The following is a 16,417-nucleotide window of genomic DNA, read 5'->3' as shown; positions in this document are numbered from 1 at the left end:
GCCCGGGGGCTACCCGCGCGGGGGCGGTGCGGCGCGGCGGGCCGCGGGGGTGCGGTCGGCGGGCCGCGGGGGTGCGGTCGGCGGGCCGCGCGGGATCTTTTCCGGCCCTCTCTGGGCCTCCGTTCGGGGCGGGCCGCTTTTCGGGCGGAATGGGGGCCGTACTAGGGTCTGGCGCATGTTCGATGCCCTGACGATCGCGACCGCCGTCGCCGCGCTCGCGCTCGCCGCCTGGTGCGGGCTCGCCTTCGCCAAGGACCAGTCCACGAAGGACTGGCACTTCATCGGGATGGCGGTCGTCTCGCTGCTCGCCCTCGCGCAGCTCGTCATCGGCATCGTCCGGCTCGCGGGCGGCGATGACCCCGACCAGGGCACGGTGATCTTCGTGGCCTACCTCGTGGGCGCCGCGCTGTGCGTCCCGCTGGCCGGGTTCATGTCGCTCACCGAGCGCAGCAAGTGGGGCTCGATGACGGTGCTGGCCGGCGGCGTCGTCCTCGCGGTTCTCGAAGTCCGGCTCTACGACATCTGGGGTGGCTGAGCGATGGCGCGCGACACGACACGGGAGCCGGGCAGGGCGGGACGGACCAGGCTCATCAGCGGCCCGGGCATCCTCCTCCTGTGGGTCTACGGGGTCATGGTGGTCGGCGCGCTCTCGCGCTCCGTGTACCAGCTCAGCACCGAGTTCGGCCGTGCCCCGCTCGCCTACCTGCTCTCCGCCGTCGCGGGCCTCGTGTACTGCTTCATCACGTGGAGCCTCGTGCGCGGCGGCGAGGGCGCGCGCACGGCGGCGCGCGTCTGCTGCGCCATCGAGCTGGCCGGTGTGCTCGTCGTGGGCACCTGGACGCTCGTGGACGGCGACTCGTTCCCGGACGCGACGGTGTGGTCCGACTACGGCATGGGCTACCTCTTCATCCCGGTGATCCTGCCCGTCAGCGCCCTGCTGTGGCTGCGGCGCTCGCGCGTGGCGGCGCTGGACGCGAAGACGGCGGCGGGAACGGCCGCCTGAGCCCTCGGGCACGGGACGCCTTCGCGGCGGCCGGGAGCGGCGCCGGGTAATTCGGTGGTGGCCCCGGGCCCGCGCGGCCTAGGCTCGGCGGGTCCCAGCACTTCGGCCAGGTACAAGGGTGAGTTGATGACGCCGCGGGAGAGCGTGGCCGCACGGCCGCGCACCGACGAGCGGGCGCGCGAGGCGCTCCGCAGCCCCGTCACCACCACCCTGAGGACCTTCACCCGTGGATTCCCTGGATCTTCCCCGTAGTTTCACCATCCGCGAGAGCGGACACCGCGTCCACAACCCGTCACCGAGGACCAGCTCGCGCTGCTCGGCCGGGCGATCGGGCTGCGGCCCGGGACGCGGGTGCTCGATCTCGCCTGCGGTTCGGGCGAGTTGCTCTGCACCTGGTCCCGCGCGCACGGGATCACCGGCACCGGCGTGGACATCTCCACCGTCTTCCTCGCCGCCGCGCACGCCCGCGCGGCCGAACTCGGTGTCCGCGACGACGTGCGCTTCGTCCGCGCGGATGCCTCCGGCTTCGTCGCCGAGGAACCGGTCGACGTCGCGGCCTGCCTCGGCGCCACCTGGATCGGCGGCGGCGTGCCCGGTACGCTCGCCCTGCTCCGGCGTTCGCTGCGGCCCGGCGGCCTCCTCCTCGTCGGGGAGCCCTACTGGGCGGAACTGCCGCCCGACGAGGAGGCCGCGCGGGCCTGCGACGTGCCCGCGCGGGACACGTATCCGCCGCTCGACGGACTCCTGGAGTCCTTCGGGACGCTCGGCTACGACGTGGTCGAGATGGTCCTCGCCGAGCGCGCGGGCTGGGACCGCTACGTCGCGGCCCAGTGGCTCACGACGCGGCGCTGGCTCGACGCGCACCCGCGGGACCCGATGGCGCCGCAGATGCGCGCCGAGCTGGACACGGCGCCGGTGCGGCACGCGAGGTACCGGCGCAGGTATCTGGGCTGGGGCGTGTTCGCGCTGATGGCGCGCTGACGCCCGCGGCGTGCCGAGCAGGCGGGGCGGGTCGCGGCGAGCGGCCCGCCCCGTCCCTCAGACGGCCGCCGGGCGCATCCCCGCGACGGTCTCCTTGGTGAGCGTCACCATGCTCAGGCGCTCGCTGACCTGCTCGGTGCCGATGGGCGCGTAGCCGTACTTGCGGTACAGGCGCACGTTGCTGCGGTGCCCCGTGAAGAGCTGGAAGCGGCGCGCGCGGCCCTCGGCGCGCAGGGCGTTCTCGACCGCGAGCAGGAGGCGCCCGCCGAGGCCGTGCCGCTGCATCCGGGGGTGCACGACGAGCTTGCCGATGTGGGCGATCCCGCCCTCGTCCACCGCGCCCCGCACCGAGCCCACGACCTCCTCGCCGAGGCGCGCGACGAGCACGTGCCCGGAGCGCAGCTCGGCCCGCAGGCTCTCCAGGCTCTGGGTCAGGGGCTCGATGCCCCAGTCCCCGTACCGCTCCGCCTCGCTCTGGAAGCAGAGGTACTGGAGCTTCAGGATCTGTTCGGCGTCCTCTTCGGCCGCCGCAGAGATGGTCACGCTCGCGCCCATGTGTGCACGCCTCCCGCTCACCTGTTCACCGGTGTGTCTCCCGCAGGATTCCCCATCCCCCACCCCGCGCGAAACCTGGTGGGCGGTGCCGGGTACCGGAACGGGTGTGCGCGCCGCCCGGTCCGAGCAGTCTTCCCAGGCAGTTCAGGCAGTGTGAGCGCCTGGGTCCGAGGCTTCCCTGTGAGATTCCCAACTCCGCCGCGATCTCCCGGTAGGTGAGATCGCGCGGCGAGAGCAGGGCCCGGAAGAGGACCCGGCAGCGGCCCGGGAGGCGGCCCACCGCCTCGCGCACGGCGTGCAGCAGCTCTGCGTCGAGGTGCTGCTGCTCGGGCCCGGGGCGCGGGTCGGCGGGCTCGGGGGCGCCCGGGTGCTCGCGCGCCGGCCCGGCCGGCTCCTCCCCCAGCGCCCGCGCCTCGGCCCGGGCCGCCGCGCGGAGCCAGGCTGCGGGGTCGGCGGGCGGCGGCGTACCGCGCAACCGCTCCAGGAGCCGGACCCACAGGGACTGTTCGAGGTCGGCCGCGTCGAGGCCCTGCGCGAGCGCTTCGGCACGGGCGGCGGCACGGACGAGCGGGTGCCAGTGGTCGTACGGGGGCGGGGTGGTCCTCATGCCTGGCGGGACCGCGTGGGCGCCCGGAAGGTTCCGTGCGCGGCGGCGGCTCACCCGGAGGGATGCCGCCACCGCGCGTGCTGACGCTCTTGCGGGTCAGCGGTGCTTCTTCGCGAGGTAGCTCTCGCGCGCGAGGAGCGCCGTGTCCCCGTTGTCCGAGAAGAGCCCGTCGATGCCGGTCGCGTAGTACGTCTCGAAGAGCCGGAGCGCGTCCCCGTAGGCGTTCGGGTCGTTGCCGACGCGGTAGTCCACCGGCAGGAAGGTGTTCTCGTTGCGCACGGTGTACGGGTGCAGGCGCAGGCCCTGGGCGTGGGCGTCGCGCACGAGGCGGGTGGGCGTGCCGAGAGTGCCGTCCGCCTCGCGGGGGATGACGAGGCTGAGGTCGGGGCCGATGCCGTCGGCGAAGGACGCGATCCACCGCAGGCCCTTCGGGGTGACGAGGTCGTCGGTCGTGCGCGGGTCGCCCGCGGCCTCGAAGTCGTACGGCTTCGTGCCCGCCGTCGAGAGGAGCACGATGCCCGGGGTGCGCACGAGCTTCTTGAGGCGCTGGACGCTGGTCGGCTCGAAGGACTGGAGGATGAGCGCGGAGGAGTCACGGGTGTCGCGCCCGTACCTGCGCAGCAGGCGCGCGAGGCGCTCTTCGAGGCCGAGGCCGAGGCCGCGGAAGTAGGTGGGGTGCTTCGTTTCGACGTAGAGCCAGATCTTCCGGCCGCGGGCCCTGCCCTCGCGCTCGGCCCACTCCAGGACCTCCTCGAAGGTCGGGACGTCCCAGCGGCCGTCGTAGAGGGTGTTGTGCTGGCGGTTGGCGGGGATGCGCTCGATCGCGCGCAGCGTCTTGAGCTCGGCGAGCGTGAAGTCCTCGGTGAACCAGCCGGTGAGGCGTACGCCGTCCACGGTCTTGGTCGTGCGGCGCGCGGCGAACTCGGGGTGCCGGGCGACGTCGGTGGTCTGCGTGATGTCGTTCTCGTGACGGCACACGAGGTGCCCGTCCTTCGTGGGCACGAGGTCCTGCTCGATGATGTGGACACCCATGTCGAGCGCGAGCCGGTAGGAGCCGAAGGTGTGCTCGGGGCGGTAGCCGGAGGTGCCGCGGTGCCCGATGACCGTCACCTCGGGCAGGTCCCGCAGCGCGCCGCCGCCGTGCCCCCGGCCCCCGGCCGCGCTCGCGGCGCCCGGCAGGCCCACGACGGCCGCGCCCGCGCCGAGGGTGGCGGCGCCGAGCAGGGTGCGGCGCGCGGTGCCCGCGCGGGGAGCGGGCTGCTGGGGTGCCTGGTCCGTCATGGGGGTCCTCCTGCGCTCGTGGACGTGCGGGTACGGGCGCGGGGCCCGCCGTCACGAGGGGTCCGTCCCGTGACGGGCGGGGCGCCCGGTGAAGCGGTGCCGATGCTAGGCGCGGGGTCGCGCGCGGAGGGAGAACCCGTGCCGAACAACGGGTGAAAACCGGCCCCGCGGACCAGGGTCGCGGGCGTCCGCGGATCAACTCCTCGTGTGGTCACGGTGAACCCCGGTGTGCGCGGCCCGGCGACGCGCGAGTATCGTCCTCACCTGCGGGCCCCGCAGGTCCGCTTGTCGTCCTGACTGCTCCGGAGGGTCAGTTGTCCCGCTTCGCGTTCCTCAAGGCCGTCCTGGGTCCTGTCATGCGGCTGTGGTTCCGGCCGCAGGTCGAGGGCATGGAGCGCATCCCGGGCGAGGGCCCGGTGATCCTGGCCGGGAACCACCTGACGTTCATCGACTCGCTGATCCTCCCCGTCGTCTGCGACCGGCAGGTGATGTTCATCGGCAAGGACGAGTACGTCACGGGCAAGGGCGTCAAGGGCCGGGCCATGGCCTGGTTCTTCACGGGTGTCGGGATGATCCCGGTGGACCGCGACGGCGCCAACGGCGGGGTGGCCGCGCTCATGACGGGGCGCCGCATCCTGGAGGAGGGCCGGATCTTCGGCATCTACCCGGAGGGCACCCGCTCCCCCGACGGCCGCCTGTACCGGGGCCGTACCGGGATCGCGCGCCTGACCCTGATGACGGGCGCGCCCGTCGTCCCGTTCGCGATGATCGGCACCGACAAGCTCCAGCCCGGCGGCAAGGGCCTTCCCCGCCCGGGCAAGGTCACGGTCCGTTTCGGCGAGCCGATGGAGTTCTCGCGCTACGAGGGCATGGACCGCGACCGCTACGTGCTGCGCGCGGTGACCGACTCGGTCATGACCGAGGTCATGCGGCTCTCGGGCCAGGAGTACGTGGACATGTACGCGACCAAGGCGAAGGCGGCCTGACACCGCCCGTACACGGCGAGTCCGAAAAGTACTACCGCAACGGGAATGAGCCCCCAGGTCGGCGGTGCGGGCCCCAAGGCCCCCGTCGCGTGTACGGCGGGCAGGATCAGCGCGGCTGGCTCCTTTCGAAGGGCCGGACACCGACCCGGTACCCGCGCGCACGCCGTGCCACCCACGGAACGCCGCGCCCGGGCCGTCCCGGTCCCGCTATCGCGCCGCCCCCGCCGACGTCGCGCTCTCGCGTATCTCCGTCTCGTCCTCGTCGCTCACGTCGAGCCGCTGGCCCTTGAGCAGGAACCAGGCCGCGACGGCCGTGCCGAGGAGGACGACGGCGCCGCCGACGGCCGCGTAGTGCAGGCCCGTCACGAAGGCGTCGCTCGCCGCGTCGAACATGCGCGCGGCCAGGGGTGCGGGGAGGCGGTGGGCCGCCTCGCTGGCCCCGCCCAGCGATTCGTGGGCCGCCGAGGCGACCTGGCCCGGGACTCCGGGCGGGGTGGCGAAGTCCCGGTAGACACCGTTGACCACCGAGCCGAGCAGCGCGATACCGAGGGCCGTGCCGAGTTCGTAGGCGGTCTCGGAGACGGCCGAGGCCGATCCGGCCTTCTCCTTCGGCACGGCCGAGAGGATGACGTCCGCCGTGACGGTGAAGGAGAAGCCCGCGCCGAGACCCACGACGAGGAGCACGCCGCCGAGCAGCGGGTAGCCCGTGTGCTCGCCGATGAAGACGACGGCTCCCAGTGCCACGGCGATCGCCGCGAGCCCTCCGGAGACCACGGCGCGCACGGAGAACCGGCGCGCGACGACGCCCGCGACGAGCCCGGCCCCCACCGCGCCGATCGCGGAGGGCAGTTCGGCGAGCCCGGCGGCCAGCGGGGTGCGCCCCTGGACGAGTTGCAGGAACTGCGAGAGGAAGAAGACGAGCCCGGAGAGGCCGAGCACGGTGAGCAGGTCGGCGACGACGGCGGCGCTGAAGCCCCGGTTGCGGAACAGCCGCATGTTCAGCAGCGGTGTGGGCAGTGTGAGCTGACGGCGTACGAACCACAGCAGGAGCAGCAGCCCGCCGGTGCCGGTGCCGAGCGTGAGCCCGATGACCTCGCCCGCGGCCAGTTCCTTCACCGCGTAGACGAGACCGAACATCCCGGCGAGCGAGAGCGCGACGCTCGGCAGGTCCCAGGGGCCCGGGGCGGGGTCCTTCGACTCGGGCAGGAGCTTGGCGCCGACGAGCACGAGGAGCGCCATGACGGGCAGGTTGATGAGGAAGACCGAGCCCCACCAGAAGTGTTCGAGGAGGAAGCCGCCGACGATCGGGCCGAGCGCCATCCCGGCCGAGGAGGCCGCGCCCCAGGCGCCGATCGCGAAGCTCCGCTCGCGCGGGTCGGGGAAGATGTTGCGGATCAGCGCGAGCGTGGAAGGCATGAGCGTCGCGCCCGCGACGCCGAGCAGGGCGCGCGCGAGGATGAGGATCTCGGGTGTGCCGGCGTAGGCGTTGAGGACAGAGATCCCGCCGAAGGCGATCGCGCCGAGGAGCAGCAGGCGCTTGCGGCCGATGCGGTCGCCGAGCCCGCCCATCGAGACGAGCAGCCCGGCGATCACGAAGGAGTAGACATCGCCGATCCACAGGAGCTGGGTGCCCGAGGGGCGCAGGTCCTCGCTGATGTACGGGGTGGCGAGGCCGAGCACGGTCGCGTCGACCGCGATGAGCAGCACCGCGAGGACGAGGACGCCGAGGGCGAGCCAGCGGGCGAGGGGGCCGCGTGCGGGGGCGGGGGGCGTGGTCATGGTCACGGGGTCCTCCTCAGTACCCCGCCGAGCAGCAGCTCGGACACGTTGCGCGGGAAGTCCTGTGCGGCGACGCGGCCGTCCACGACGCACCAGCCGCAGGACCCTATGAGGGCGTAGAGCGCCTCGGTGAGCCAGGTGGGGCTCAGATCGATGCGGAACTCGCCGGTGCGCTGGCCGCGGGTGAACAGCGCCGTGAAACGGCTGTCGAGCCGGGCCCAGCCCGCGTCGATCTCCTCGCCCTCGAAGAGCTGCGCCTCGGTGATGAGGAAGGAGAGCAGGGGGGCGGGCCCCTGGAGGCCGGCGACGAGCCGGCGCAGCGCCTCGACGGCGGGCCCCTCGTCGGTCCGCGCGGCGGCCACGGCGGCCTCGCACTCGCGGATGCCCAGCTCCTCCAGGGCCCGCACGAGCGCTTCGCGCCCGGCGAAGAGCCGGTGCAGCGTGGCACGGCTGACCCCGGCGGCCCGCGCCACCTCGTCCATCGTGGCGCCGGAACGGCGCACGAGGAGCGTGGCGGCGGAGCGCAGCACCTGGTCACGGTCGACAGTCATGCCCCCGACCCTAGCAAAATGAGACATGAACGTCTCATAGGGATCAGGGACGTCTCGCCCGATCCGGTGACGTCTCGATGCGGACACGTGCCCGTCACGTGGAAGCGCGAGAGCGGGGGCCGCGCTCACGCACGGAGGCCCGGGGCCACGCCCAGCGGCAGGGACCCGCGCGCCCGACCCGACCGGCCTCGCTCACGGACGGCTCCCTCGGCCCACACACGGACGGCCCCCCTCGTTCACAATGGACGCACCGCCCCCCGGAGCGCGCCATGAAACCGTTCCTCTTCCTCGACGTCGACGGCCCGCTCAATCCCTTCGCGGCACCGCGCCGCCGCCTGCCCGGCTACCGCTCCCGCATGGTCCGCCCGGCGGACTGGGGCTGGGCCGAGCCCCTGGAGCTACGCCTCAACCCGGCGCACGGGGAGCGGCTGCGCGCGCTCGCGCGACGGTACGAGCTGGTGTGGGCCCCGACGTGGGAGGCGGAGGCGAACACGTACGTGGCCCCGGAACTGGGGCTGCCCCCGCTCCCGTACGTGCGCTGGCCCGCGCGCACGCCGGGCCCGGACGGCACCTTCTGGAAGCTGCGCGAGGTGCTGGCCCGGGCGGCGGGGCGCCCCTTCGCCTGGGTGGACGACGAGTTCGGGCCCCGCGACCGGGCGTGGGTGGACGCCCATTACCCCGCGCCGGCCGCGCTTCTGCGGGTCGACCCGGCGCGGGGGCTCACGGAGGAGGACTTCCTGGCCCCGGAGGAGTGGGCGGAGAGCGTGTGACCGGGCGACCGCGGGTGGTCGTCCCACCGCGTCGCCCCTCCTCGCCCTGCCCCCGCTCCCCCGTCGCGCCGCCGCGCTCACGCCACAGCCGCGCCCGGCCCACACCGCCACAGCCGTGCCCACCCTCACCATCCGGGTACAGCCGCCCTCCCCACCTCAGCCGCTCCCGTCCTCACTGCCACGGCAGCGCCGCCCGCTTTCGCCAGTACTCGCCCGCTTCCTCCGCCGCCGCGTCGAGGCGTTCGAGGCGTTCCTCGTCGAGCGGGAGTGAGAGCGCGCGCAGGTTGGTGTCGAGCTGGGCGACCGTCGCCGCGCCAGAGAGGGCGACCTCGACCCAGGGGGCGCGCAGGACGAAGGCGAGGGCGACGGCGTCCGGGGTCGTGCCGAGTTCACCGGCGACGGCGCGCACGGCGGTCGGGGCCGCCTCACCGGCGAGGCGGCCGTTGGCGAGACCTTCCTTGATCAGTACGGCACGCCCCGCGCCGTGCGCGGCCTCCAGGGCGGGCCCGGCGCTGCGTTCGTACACGTTGTAGGTGGCCTGGAACGTGCGGAAGAGGGGCTGTCCCGCGACCTCGACGGCGAGTGCCTCGTGGATCGCCGCGGCCTGGCCTGGGCCGCTCACCGAGCAGCCGATCGTGACGCCCTCGGCGGCGAGCGCGGCGAGGCGCTCGTGCAGGGCGCGGTCGGTGAGGGCGGGGCTCTCGGGCGTGAGGGAGTGGATCTGGTAGAGGTCGAGGCGGTCGCCGAGCAGGTCCCTGGACTCGGCGACCTGACGCTCGTACGTGGCGAGCGTGTGGTCCTTGACCTCGTGCGAGGCGGCGTCCGCGCGCCAGCCGGCCGTGTACGTGTAGCCCCACTTGCTGCCGACGACGAGATCGGTGGCCTGCGGGTGCGCGGCGAGCCAGCCGGAGAGGAACTCCTCGGCGCGCCCGTAGGACCGGGCGGTGTCCACGTACCGCACGCCCTGCTCGTAGGCGGCGTCGAGCAGGTCGTGCGCGCGGGCGCGCATGTCCTCGACGCCGCGCCCCGGCGGCAGGTCGCGCTCCCGGCCGAGGTTGAGGTACCCGGGCCGTCCCACGGCGGCCAGGCCGAGGCCGACGCGGGAGACGGGGGTGGGTGCGGCGGCGAGGCGGGCGAACGGCATGGGGGGCTCCTTCGCGGGGGTACGGCGACGGGGGCACCGCGCCGGGCGGTGTGCCCGGCGGACGGCGGCCCCGTCAACGTAACGCCGCGCGAGGACACCCCGCGCACCGACCCGGCCGGCCGGTACGGCAAGGCGGCCGGGCGGGGCGGCCTCAGACGAGTGGCTGCTTGGCCTGCGCCCAGGCGTGCTGCACGGCCAGGTCCTCCTTGACCTCGGCGAGCTGGACGGCGACGGCCGAGGGGGCCGTGCCGCCGCGCCCGTCGCGGGCCGCGAGGGCGCCGGGGACGTTGAGGACCTCGCGGACCTCGGGCCTCAGGTGCGGGGAGATCTTCGCGAACTGCTCGTCGCTGAGCTGGTCCAGCTCGATGCCGTGCGCCTCGCACTCCTTGACGCACGCGCCCGCGACCTCGTGCGCGACGCGGAAGGGCACCCCGCGCTTGACAAGCCACTCGGCGATGTCGGTCGCGAGCGAGAACCCGGCCGGGGCCAGCTCCTCCAGGCGCTCGCGGTGCACGGTGAGCGTCGCGATCATGCCGGTGAAGGCGGGCAGGAGGACTTCGAGCTGGTCGCAGGAGTCGAAGACGGGCTCCTTGTCCTCCTGGAGGTCGCGGTTGTACGCGAGCGGGAGTGCCTTGAGCGTGGCGAGGAGGCCGGTGAGGTTGCCGATGAGGCGCCCCGACTTGCCGCGCGCCAGCTCGGCGATGTCCGGGTTCTTCTTCTGCGGCATGATCGAGGAGCCGGTCGAGAAGGCGTCGTGGAGGGTCACGAAGGAGAACTCCTTCGTGTTCCACAGGATGATCTCCTCGGCGATCCGCGAGAGGTTGACGCCGATCATCGCGGTCACGAACGCGAACTCGGCGACGAAGTCGCGGGAGGCCGTGCCGTCGATCGAGTTGGCGACGGAGCCGTGCTCGAAGCCCAGGTCGGCCGCGACGGCCTCGGGATCGAGGCCGAGCGAGGAGCCCGCGAGCGCCCCGGAGCCGTACGGGGACACAGCCGTCCGCTCGTCCCACTGCCGCAGCCGCTCGGCGTCCCTGGAGAGGGGCTGGACGTGGGCGAGGAGGTGGTGCGCGAAGAGGACGGGCTGCGCGTGCTGGAGGTGGGTGCGGCCCGGCATGGCGAGGTCCGGGTGGGCCTCGGCGAGGCCGACGAGGGCGTCCTGGAGCTCCGCGATCAGGCCGCCGATGATCCGCGCGTGGTCGCGCAGGTACATGCGGAAGAGCGTGGCGATCTGGTCGTTGCGCGAGCGCCCGGCGCGCAGTTTCCCGCCGAGGTCGGGGCCGACGCGCTCCAGCAGGCCGCGCTCCAGCGCGGTGTGCACGTCCTCGTCGGCGACGGTGCCGGTGAAGCCGCCGGAGGCGACGTCGGCGGCGAGCCGGTCGAGGCCCTCGTGCATCCGGGTCAGCTCGTCCTCGGTGAGCAGCCCGGCGGCGCGCAGCACCCGGGCGTGGGCGCGGGAGCCCGCGATGTCGTACGGGGCGAGGCGCCAGTCGAAGTGCACCGAGGCGGAGAGTTTCGCGAGGGCCTCGGCGGGGCCGTCGGCGAAGCGGCCGCCCCAGAGCCGGACGTCACCGTTGCTGCTGCTCACTGCTGTGCTCCTCGCGCGGCATGATCGGACTTCATATGCATGAGTATGCAGACTCATGCATGGTTCGTCAATCGGCCGTTCGCCGCCGTGCGAGGCGTGCGGCGGGCGGGCCGCTCGCGCGTGAGCGGCCCGTCCCCGGCACGCTCACCCCTTCAACTCCTCCGCGAGCACATGGGTGTGGGCGTGTTCCAGGTCTTTCGTCGCGGTGAGCAGTGTCAGCGGGCCGCCGACCGCGAGAGCGCGCAGCCGGCCGAGGGCCTCGGCGTGCTCGGCCTCGGCGAGTTCGGCGCGGTAGCGCGCGGCGAACTCACCGAACCTGGCGGGGTCGTGCCCGTACCACCGGCGCAGTTCCGCGCTCGGCGCGACGGTCCTTAGCCACTCGTCGAAGTGCGCGTGCTCCTTGGAGAGCCCGCGCGGCCACAGCCGGTCCACGAGGACGCGGTGTCCGTCCGCCGCTTCCGGGGGGTCGTAGGCGCGTCGCACCCGCACCCCGGATGCCGTCTCGTCCGCCATGGCGCGCTCCCTTCGTACCCCGGTCCATGCTGAGGCACCCCGCGCCCTTCCGCGCGGCGAAAACCTCTGCCCCCGCCGGGGCGCCGGGCGGAGAATCGGACCATGGGAAAGACCTACGAACGCATCGACGGCCGTCTGCGCGCCTTCATCGAGGAACAGCCCGTGTTCTTCACGGCGACGGCACCGCTCTCCGGACAGGGCACGGTCAACCTCTCCCCCAAGGGGGTGCGCGGCTCCTTCGCCGTGCTCGACGCGCACACCGTGGCGTACCTCGACTTCGCGGGCAGCAACGCGGAGACGATCGCCCACCTGCGCGAGAACGGGCGCATCACGCTGATGTGGTGCGCCTTCCAGGGCCCGCCGAACATCGTGCGCGTCCACGGGCACGGCGAGGCGGTCTTCCGGGACGACCCCCGCTACCCGGACCTCGTGGCGCGCTTCGGGTCCGTGGACCCGGGCCCGCACGGGCTGCGCGCCGTAATCCTCGTGCACGCCGAGCTGATCAGGGACACGTGCGGCTACGCGGTGCCCTTCATGGCGTACGAGAAGGAGCGCGACCTGCACGCGCGGCGCTTCGCCCGCGAGGACGACGCCTCGCTCGACGCGTACTTCGGGAAGAAGGACCACATCGCGAAGAGCATCGACGGACTGCCGGGACTGCCGCTCCCGCTGCCGCCGACGCCCGCGCCCTGACACGGCGACGGGCCCGGCCCCCTCGGAGGGACCGGGCCCGAGTGCGCGTGCGCGCGGCTCAGTACTGGGGCACGCCCGCGGGGGCCTTCGGGTCGGGGCCGTACATGTTGCCCTGCCGGTCGCCTTCGAGGACGGTGAGGACGAACAGCCAGATGCCGCCGATGAAGGGCACGAAGCTGATGAAGAAGAAGCCGCCGGAACGGCCGGTGTCGTGCAGCCGACGCCACGTGAGGGCGAGCGACGGGACGATGAGGGCGAGCGTGTACAGGCCGTACAGGACGAAGAAGACCTTCGTGACGGCGATTCCGAGGATGAACAGGATCGCCATCGCGAGGAGGTTGAACAGCTGGAACATCCAGTACTCGGCCCTGCGCGCACGCCCGCTGAACTGGGCGTACTTCTTGAAGACGTCGAGGTAGTAGTGCATGTGCGGAACCCCCCGGGGCGCGCTGCCCCTGGCGTGAGCGCGTGGCGGACACGCGCTTCGTGAACGGTGAGCGGGACGTGATAGCGACCGCCGGGCCACCGGCCGGGGACAGGCCGGACGACGGGCGGTTGCGGGGGTGCGTTCCGACGCGGCGGAGCGGCCCGGGGCCCACGGGGGTGGGCACGGGTGGAATGCCTGCGGCAAGGAAGACGAACTCCCGGCACGTGCGCGAATGTGGCGCTCACGTGCTGATCACGTGGGGGGAGAGTAAAGGCGCGAGCGTGGTCACGTCAAACAAACATTCGGCTTATCCCGAGTATCGGTATTGCCCCCCTTTCGCCGGCCGGTAACCCTCCTCCACCCGCACGGACCGCGCCGCGCTGCCGCACCGCCGCGCCCCGCCTACGTTCGGCCGCATGAGACCCGCCCTCCGCCTCCGCGCGACCACCGCCCTCTCCCTCGCGCTGCTCCTCGGCCCGCTCACCACTCCCGTCCTCACCTCCCCGCGAGCCCCCGCCGCGCCGCGCGCCGGGACGTCGGCCCCGCCCCCGCTCCCCGCCCGCCTCGCCGGCACGGGCGGCGCGCGGCGACTCCTCGTCGCCACCGCCCCCGGCACCCGCGCCACACGCGGCACGCTCACGTGGTGGGAACGGGACGCGGACGGCGGCTGGCGGGCGCGCGGGCGGGCCGCCGCCCGGTTCGGCGCGGGCGGCCTCGTCGAGGGGACGCGGCGCGAGCAGGGGACGAACACCACCCCGACCGGCCTCTTCGGCCTCCCCTTCGCCTTCGGCACCGAGCCCGCCCCGGCGGGAACCCGGCTGCCCTACCGGCCCGTGACGCCGCGCTCCTGGTGGTGCGAGGACAACGCCTCGCGCGTGTACAACCGCTGGAGCGAGCCGCGCGCGGCCGACTGCCGCGCCGAGGAGTCCGAACGCCTGGCCGACTACCCGGTCCAGTACGCGCACGCCCTCGTCACGGACTTCAACTACGCGCGCCCCGTGCGCGGCCGGGGCGCGGGCATTTTCCTGCACGTCAACGGCAAGGGTGACACGGCGGGTTGCGTCTCCGTCCCGGCCCCGGCGATGCGCGCCCTGCTCCGCTGGGCGCGCCCGGGTGCCCGCCTCGCGATCGGCACCGAGACCGGCAGGACAGCGGTGACGCGGTACTGAGAAGCGAGGCGATCGCGCCGCCACATCCTCCCCCGCCCGCATCGTGAGACGCGCTTGCGGCGACGTGAGACGCGGCAGTTGCATTGGCAAATGCGATCACGCGTCCCCACCGCACCGGCACCGCCCGAAGCCTCCCCCGCCGCCGACCGGGCGGCCAGGCTCGCCGTCACCGTCTTCCCCGTGCTCGTCCTGCTCGCGGGCGCGGCCGGGCTGCTCGCCCCGGGCACCTTCGACGGGTGGTCGGCGAACGTCCCGTACCTGCTCGGCGTCGTGATGTTCTGCATGGGCCTGACCATGACGCCGCTCGACTTCAAGGGCGTCGCGCGGCGCCCGTGGGCGGTGCTGATCGGGCTCGTCGCGCATTACGTGATCATGCCGGGCCTCGGCTGGCTCGTGGCCCATCTCCTCGGCCTGTCGCCGCAGTTGGCGGCCGGGGTGATTCTCGTCGGCTGCGCGCCGAGCGGGACGGCCTCGAACGTGGTGACCTTCCTCGCGCGCGGGGACGTGGCGCTCTCCGTCTCGGTCGCGACCGTGTCCACCGTCCTCGCGCCGCTCGTCACCCCGCCGCTGACGCTGCTCCTGGCAGGTGCCTACCTGCCGGTGGACGCGGGTGCCATGGTCGGCGACATCCTCAAGACGGTGCTGCTCCCGGTGCTCGGCGGCCTGCTCGTCCGGCTCGTCGCGGGACGGATCGTGACGCGGGTGCTCGGCGTCATGCCGTGGCTCTCCTCGGTCGCGATCGCGGCGATCGTCGCCGCCGTCGTCGCGGCGAGCGCCGACAGCATCAAGTCGGCCGCGGCGACGGTGCTGCTGGCCGTCGTCCTGCACAACGGCCTCGGTCTCGCGCTCGGTTACGGAGCGGGCAGGCTGACGCGCCTCGGGCCGCCCGCGAGCCGCGCCATGGCCTTCGAGGTCGGGATGCAGAACTCCGGACTCGCGGCCTCGCTCGCGACCACCCACTTCAGCCCGCTCGCCGCCCTGCCGGCCGCCGTCTTCTCGGTGTGGCACAACATCTCGGGCGCCCTCGTCGCCGCCGTCATGGCCCACCGCTCGCGCCGCGCGCAACCGCTGGACACCACCACCCCCGCACCGGAGCCCGCCCGCTGAGCCCCCTCAACGCACCAGCAGCAACGCGCAACCGTACGCCCGCCCATGGCCGATCCCCCTGCTGAGCGCGGCGACGAAGGCGGCCGCCGTGGCGGCGCGGGGGCCGTGGAGTGCGCCGGGGGGCGTGGTCGTGCTCCGTGTGGCGCGTGCACTGGCCTGTGCGGGTCTCGGTGAGGCGGCGGAGGGGGCCGCGCGGGTTGCCGGGAAGCGGTTGACCGAGCGGGGGCCGGAGGGGGCCGGGCGGGTGCTCGGTCTGGTGCGGGGGCTCGGCGGGGTGGCCGATCCGGGGGGCGCGGTATCGCTGCTGCGGCTGCTGCTGGAGGACGGCCCGGCGGACACGGCGCTCGGTCTGCTCCCGGACGTGCTGCCCGGGATCGCGCCCGGGATCGCGGAACTCCACTTCGCGCTCCTCCCGCCCGCGCGGTGAGGGCGCTCCCCGATCACCCCACCCGCGCCGGTCCCCACGGCGCCGCCGACGCGCCCGTGGTCCAGGCGTCCAGGGCCGCTCCGTCGATCAGGCGGATGCCGCAGGCTTCGGCGTACTCCGCGGCCGGGTCGGTGAAGGTGCTGGTGGTGACCACGAGGGCGAGCTGGGCGGCGTGGACCGTCCAGCAGGTGCCGCCGAAGCGCTGGAGGTCCTGGGAACCGGCCTTGTGGGTGGGGGCGTAGCGCTTGCACTGGATGACGACGCGGCGGCCGTCGGGAGCGGTGGCCAGGGCGTCGGCGCCCAGGTCGCCCGCGCCGCCCACGACCTCGACGTCCCGGCAGCCGTCGCGGCGGCACAGGTCGGCGACCGCCTCCTCGAAGGCGTCCGGGGCGAGGGCCGTGAGATCGGTCGTGCGCGCGGAGAGGCCGGGCGAGGGCTCGGTGAGCGGGAGGGTGCGGCCGTCCTGCGGGCCGGTGGGTGCCAGGACGACGGTGGGCTCCGCCGCCAGGAACTCGGCGTCCGCCTCCGCCATGCCCGCCCGGGCCGCGCGGCGCAGTTCGCGGGCGCGCGGCATCCCCCGTACCAGGGCGTAGAGGAGGGGCAGGGCGAGCAGGGTCGCCGCGATCGCCTGCCCGGGGTGGGCGCCCGCCCAGTGGGCGAGGCGCAGGAAGAGGAGCGCCACCGCCGCGACGAGGGCGGTGGCCAGGGCGAGGGCCAGGAGGGTCGCGCGCGTGCGTACCCCGGTCGGCTGCCGCCTGCCGAATGCCATGAAACCCGCCCCTCGCCGTGCGTCCGTCGTGACGGTCGTGTGCCCGGGCGGGCGGGTTTCATGATCA

The 16,417-nt window shown here is 74.0% G+C and carries 18 protein-coding genes and 1 pseudogene; 9 read left to right on the top strand and 10 right to left on the bottom strand.

All coding sequences use genetic code 11. The features are described from left to right. Positions 1 to 175: 175 nt before the first annotated feature. From SSBG_RS25295 to SSBG_RS25285, 3 genes and pseudogenes are all read left to right on the top strand, one after another. Positions 176 to 535 carry a hypothetical protein gene (locus SSBG_RS25295; protein ID WP_008748908.1) on the top strand — a complete coding sequence of 120 codons (360 nt, stop codon included), beginning with the start codon at positions 176 to 178 and terminating at the stop codon, positions 533 to 535. Between the two features lie 3 nt (positions 536 to 538). Further along, positions 539 to 1,003 carry a hypothetical protein gene (locus SSBG_RS25290; protein ID WP_008748907.1) on the top strand — a complete coding sequence of 155 codons (465 nt, stop codon included), beginning with the start codon at positions 539 to 541 and terminating at the stop codon, positions 1,001 to 1,003. Positions 1,004 to 1,238: 235 nt separating this feature from the next. Next, positions 1,239 to 1,984: pseudogene (locus SSBG_RS25285) on the top strand (SAM-dependent methyltransferase). Positions 1,985 to 2,041: 57 nt separating this feature from the next. Here SSBG_RS25285 and SSBG_RS25280 read toward each other — a convergent pair. The 3 genes from SSBG_RS25280 to SSBG_RS25270 all read right to left on the bottom strand — a co-directional run bounded on the left by SSBG_RS25280 (position 2,042) and on the right by SSBG_RS25270 (position 4,427). Further along, a complete protein-coding gene (locus SSBG_RS25280; protein ID WP_037870601.1) occupies positions 2,042 to 2,539 on the bottom strand; it encodes a GNAT family N-acetyltransferase in 498 nt (165 codons plus the stop codon). Positions 2,540 to 2,564: 25 nt separating this feature from the next. Further along, a complete protein-coding gene (locus SSBG_RS25275; RefSeq protein WP_008748903.1) occupies positions 2,565 to 3,146 on the bottom strand; it encodes an RNA polymerase sigma factor in 582 nt (193 codons plus the stop codon). Positions 3,147 to 3,242: 96 nt separating this feature from the next. Beyond that, positions 3,243 to 4,427 (bottom strand): glycerophosphodiester phosphodiesterase, encoded by a 1,185-nt coding sequence (locus SSBG_RS25270; protein ID WP_008748902.1) that lies wholly within the window; start codon positions 4,425 to 4,427, stop codon positions 3,243 to 3,245. A gap of 314 nt (positions 4,428 to 4,741) precedes the next feature. On the opposite strand from SSBG_RS25270, the gene SSBG_RS25265 reads away from it, so the two are divergent. Then, positions 4,742 to 5,413 (top strand): lysophospholipid acyltransferase family protein, encoded by a 672-nt coding sequence (locus SSBG_RS25265; RefSeq protein WP_008748901.1) that lies wholly within the window; start codon positions 4,742 to 4,744, stop codon positions 5,411 to 5,413. Between the two features lie 207 nt (positions 5,414 to 5,620). Here SSBG_RS25265 and SSBG_RS25260 read toward each other — a convergent pair whose 3' ends face one another. Both SSBG_RS25260 and SSBG_RS25255 read right to left on the bottom strand, forming a co-directional pair. Further along, positions 5,621 to 7,192: an MFS transporter gene (locus SSBG_RS25260; RefSeq protein WP_008748900.1), complete on the bottom strand. Its 1,572-nt coding sequence runs from the start codon at positions 7,190 to 7,192 to the stop codon at positions 5,621 to 5,623. A 2-nt stretch (positions 7,193 to 7,194) separates the two neighbouring features. Continuing rightward, positions 7,195 to 7,743, bottom strand: a complete 549-nt coding sequence (locus SSBG_RS25255; RefSeq protein WP_234010642.1) for a TetR/AcrR family transcriptional regulator — start codon at positions 7,741 to 7,743, stop codon at positions 7,195 to 7,197. Positions 7,744 to 8,012: 269 nt separating this feature from the next. On the opposite strand from SSBG_RS25255, the gene SSBG_RS25250 reads away from it, so the two are divergent. After that, a complete protein-coding gene (locus tag SSBG_RS25250) occupies positions 8,013 to 8,513 on the top strand; it encodes an HAD domain-containing protein (RefSeq protein WP_008748898.1) in 501 nt (166 codons plus the stop codon). Positions 8,514 to 8,685: 172 nt separating this feature from the next. Here SSBG_RS25250 and SSBG_RS25245 read toward each other — a convergent pair whose 3' ends face one another. The 3 genes from SSBG_RS25245 to SSBG_RS25235 all read right to left on the bottom strand — a co-directional run bounded on the left by SSBG_RS25245 (position 8,686) and on the right by SSBG_RS25235 (position 11,758). Then, positions 8,686 to 9,657: an aldo/keto reductase gene (locus SSBG_RS25245; RefSeq protein ID WP_008748897.1), complete on the bottom strand. Its 972-nt coding sequence runs from the start codon at positions 9,655 to 9,657 to the stop codon at positions 8,686 to 8,688. A gap of 151 nt (positions 9,658 to 9,808) precedes the next feature. Next, positions 9,809 to 11,245 (bottom strand): argininosuccinate lyase, encoded by a 1,437-nt coding sequence (gene argH, locus SSBG_RS25240; protein ID WP_008748896.1) that lies wholly within the window; start codon positions 11,243 to 11,245, stop codon positions 9,809 to 9,811. Between the two features lie 144 nt (positions 11,246 to 11,389). Beyond that, positions 11,390 to 11,758, bottom strand: a complete 369-nt coding sequence (locus SSBG_RS25235) for a DUF488 domain-containing protein (RefSeq protein WP_008748895.1) — start codon at positions 11,756 to 11,758, stop codon at positions 11,390 to 11,392. A gap of 102 nt (positions 11,759 to 11,860) precedes the next feature. Between SSBG_RS25235 and SSBG_RS25230 the strand changes: the two genes are divergently transcribed. Beyond that, positions 11,861 to 12,451: a pyridoxamine 5'-phosphate oxidase family protein gene (locus SSBG_RS25230; RefSeq protein WP_008748894.1), complete on the top strand. Its 591-nt coding sequence runs from the start codon at positions 11,861 to 11,863 to the stop codon at positions 12,449 to 12,451. Positions 12,452 to 12,509: 58 nt separating this feature from the next. Here SSBG_RS25230 and SSBG_RS25225 read toward each other — a convergent pair whose 3' ends face one another. After that, complete coding sequence (locus SSBG_RS25225) at positions 12,510 to 12,878, bottom strand: DUF805 domain-containing protein (RefSeq protein WP_008748893.1); 369 nt, start codon at positions 12,876 to 12,878, stop codon at positions 12,510 to 12,512. Positions 12,879 to 13,294: 416 nt separating this feature from the next. On the opposite strand from SSBG_RS25225, the gene SSBG_RS25220 reads away from it, so the two are divergent. The 3 genes from SSBG_RS25220 (at position 13,295) to SSBG_RS25210 (ending at position 15,581) form a co-directional block, all read left to right on the top strand. Further along, positions 13,295 to 14,047 carry a L,D-transpeptidase family protein gene (locus tag SSBG_RS25220; RefSeq protein ID WP_037870599.1) on the top strand — a complete coding sequence of 251 codons (753 nt, stop codon included), beginning with the start codon at positions 13,295 to 13,297 and terminating at the stop codon, positions 14,045 to 14,047. A 90-nt stretch (positions 14,048 to 14,137) separates the two neighbouring features. Next, positions 14,138 to 15,154: a bile acid:sodium symporter family protein gene (locus tag SSBG_RS25215; RefSeq protein ID WP_008748891.1), complete on the top strand. Its 1,017-nt coding sequence runs from the start codon at positions 14,138 to 14,140 to the stop codon at positions 15,152 to 15,154. A 211-nt stretch (positions 15,155 to 15,365) separates the two neighbouring features. Further along, on the top strand, positions 15,366 to 15,581 hold the full coding sequence (locus SSBG_RS25210; RefSeq protein WP_158677809.1) for a hypothetical protein: 216 nt from the start codon (positions 15,366 to 15,368) through the stop codon (positions 15,579 to 15,581). A 13-nt stretch (positions 15,582 to 15,594) separates the two neighbouring features. Here the strand turns inward: SSBG_RS25210 and SSBG_RS25205 are convergent, their stop codons facing one another. Continuing rightward, positions 15,595 to 16,350 carry a restriction endonuclease gene (locus tag SSBG_RS25205; RefSeq protein WP_008748889.1) on the bottom strand — a complete coding sequence of 252 codons (756 nt, stop codon included), beginning with the start codon at positions 16,348 to 16,350 and terminating at the stop codon, positions 15,595 to 15,597. Between the last annotated feature and the right edge of the window lie 67 nt (positions 16,351 to 16,417).

Origin of the sequence: Streptomyces sp. SPB074 (genome assembly GCF_000154905.1) — a bacterium.
Classification (GTDB): domain Bacteria; phylum Actinomycetota; class Actinomycetes; order Streptomycetales; family Streptomycetaceae; genus Streptomyces.
This window is presented reverse-complemented; position numbering and strand designations above follow the sequence as displayed.